Here is a 2,463-nt window from a genome sequence, read left to right as displayed (position 1 = left end):
CAGTTGCTCGGCATGGCTGCGCAGAATCCCAAGCTGATGCAGACCCGACCCAATGGTCTCAACGACGAGCCGCAGTTCAAACTCATCGTCGACGACGAAAAGGTGCGTGCGCTCGGTTTGTCGCAGAGCGATGTCAATCAGACGCTGTCCAGCGGCTGGGCCTCCAGTTATATCAACGACTTCATCGACCGTGGTCGGGTGAAGAAGGTGTACATGCAGGGCGAAGCCAGCGCACGGATGAATCCCGAGGACTTCAACAAGTGGTACGTGCGCAACGGCTCGGGCGAGATGGTGCCGGTGTCGGCCTTCGCTCGCGGCGAGTGGATCTACGGCTCGCCCAAGCTGGAGCGCTACAACGGCATCTCTTCGCTGGAGATCCTCGGGTCCGCGGCGCCTGGCTACAGCACCGGTGATGCCATGGCCGAGATCGAGCGCATGGCCAAGGACCTGCCGCAGGGCGTGGGTATCGCCTGGACTGGTCTGTCCTACGAGGAGCGTCTGTCCGGCTCCCAGGCACCGGCGCTTTATGCCTTGTCGATGCTGGTGGTGTTCCTTTGCCTGGCGGCGCTATACGAGAGTTGGTCGATTCCGATCGCGGTGCTTCTGGTCGTGCCACTGGGCGTCATCGGTGCGCTGTTGGCCACCTACTTCCGCGGTCTGGCCAACGACGTCTTCTTCCAGGTCGGTCTGTTGACGACCATCGGCCTGGCGGCGAAGAACGCCATCCTGATCGTGGAATTCGCCAAGGAGCTGCACGAGGGCGGCAAGAACATCGTCGATGCGGCGGTGGAAGCCTCGCGCATGCGCCTGCGCCCCATCATCATGACCTCCATGGCCTTCATCCTGGGCGTGGTGCCCCTGGCGATCTCCTCGGGTGCCAGCTCCGGCAGTCAGCACGCCGTGGGTACCGGCGTGATCGGCGGCATGCTCACCGCCACGATCCTGGCGATCTTCTGGATTCCCATGTTCTACGTGGTGGTCAGCAGCCTGTTCAAGGACAAGGCCACCAAGGACCAGGAAGCCCATGGCAAGGAAGGACACTGATATGAAGAAGTCTGTCTTGGCGGTGGTCGTGGGCATGCTGGCCGTGTCCGGCTGCAGCCTGATCCCCGATTACCAGCGACCCAATGCGCCGGTGGAGAACGCCTGGCCCCATGGCCAGGCCTACGATGCCCTGACGGTCAATCGCGACCAGCAGGCGGCCGACATCGGCTGGCGCGATTTCTATCGCGACCCGGCGCTGCAGCAGCTGATCCAGCTGTCGCTGGACAACAACCGCGACCTGCGCCAGGCCGCGCTGAACGTGCGCCTCTACCAGGCGCAATACCGCGTGCAGCGCGCCGAGCTGTTTCCCGACATCGCGGTCAGCGGCACCGGGACCCGTACCCGCCAGCCGGAGGACCTGAGCCAGGTCTCCGCCATTCGCGAACTACTCGCCGGCAACAGCGCCAATGGCGCGGGTGGCGGCGGTGGTGGCAGCATCAGCAGCCAGTACAGTGTGACCCTGGGGTTCACCTCCTATGAGCTGGACCTCTTCGGTCGCCTGCGCAGCCTCAGCGAGCAGGCGCTGCTCAACTACTTCGCCACCAGCGAAGGACGCCGCAGCACCCAGATCTCGCTGGTCTCGGAAGTGGCCAACGCCTACTACGCCTGGCTCACCGACCAGCGCATGCTGCAACTGACCCGCGAGACCCTGGCGGCCTATCAGCGCTCCTACGACCTGACCCGCCAGACCGTGGAGAACGGCGTGGCCAGCGGCCTGGACCTGCGCCAGTCGCGCACCGCCCTGGAAGGGGCGCGGGCGAATCTGGCGCAATACACCCGCCAGGTGGCCCAGGATCGCAATGCCCTGGCCCTGCTGCTGGGTACCTCGATCCCGGCGGAGCTGCCGCAGAGCAAGGGGCTGGACGGCACCGATCTGCTCGCCGACCTGCCGGCCAATCTGCCGTCGGATCTCCTGCAGAAGCGTCCGGACATCCTCCAGTCCGAGTTGCAGCTGCGCGCTGCCAACGCCAACATCGGCGCGGCCCGGGCCGCCTTCTTCCCGCGCATCAGCCTGACCGCCCAGGGCGGCACGGCCAGCCGGGACCTGAACGGCCTGTTCGACGCCGGCTCCGGCTACTGGACCTTCTCGCCGAGCATCAACATCCCGATCTTCACGGCCGGCAGTCTCAAGGCCAGCCTGGATGCGGCCAAGATCCAGAAGGACATCAACGTCGCCACCTACGAGAAGTCGATCCAGACCGCCTTCCGCGAGGTGGCCGATGCCCTGGCGGCGAAGGGCACCTACGACGACCAGCTGCAGGCCCAGCAGGACCTGGTGCAGGCCAGCCAGGAGTACTACGACCTGGCCAACCTGCGCTATCGCCAGGGCATCGACAACTACCTCACGGTACTCGACGCCCAGCGCTCGCTGTACAGCGCCCAGCAGCAGCTGATCACCGACCGGCTCAACCAGCTCAA

2 protein-coding genes are annotated in these 2,463 nt (G+C 65.4%); both read left to right on the top strand.

Going from position 1 to position 2,463, the window contains the following annotated elements:
• Positions 1–1,044 (top strand): efflux RND transporter permease subunit (locus tag GSQ95_RS22250; protein ID WP_178118504.1); only part of this gene is annotated, 1,044 nt, incomplete at its 5' end.
• Between the two features lies 1 nt (position 1,045).
• Positions 1,046–2,463: efflux transporter outer membrane subunit (locus GSQ95_RS22245; RefSeq protein ID WP_158897056.1), on the top strand; the 1,418-nt coding region annotated here is incomplete at its 3' end.

Origin of the sequence: Pseudomonas sp. BAV 4579 (assembly GCF_009765395.1) — a bacterium.
GTDB lineage: Bacteria > Pseudomonadota > Gammaproteobacteria > Pseudomonadales > Pseudomonadaceae > Chryseomonas > Chryseomonas aestiva.
The sequence above is the reverse complement of the archived record's forward strand: the minus strand, read 5'-3'. Positions and strand labels throughout refer to the sequence as shown.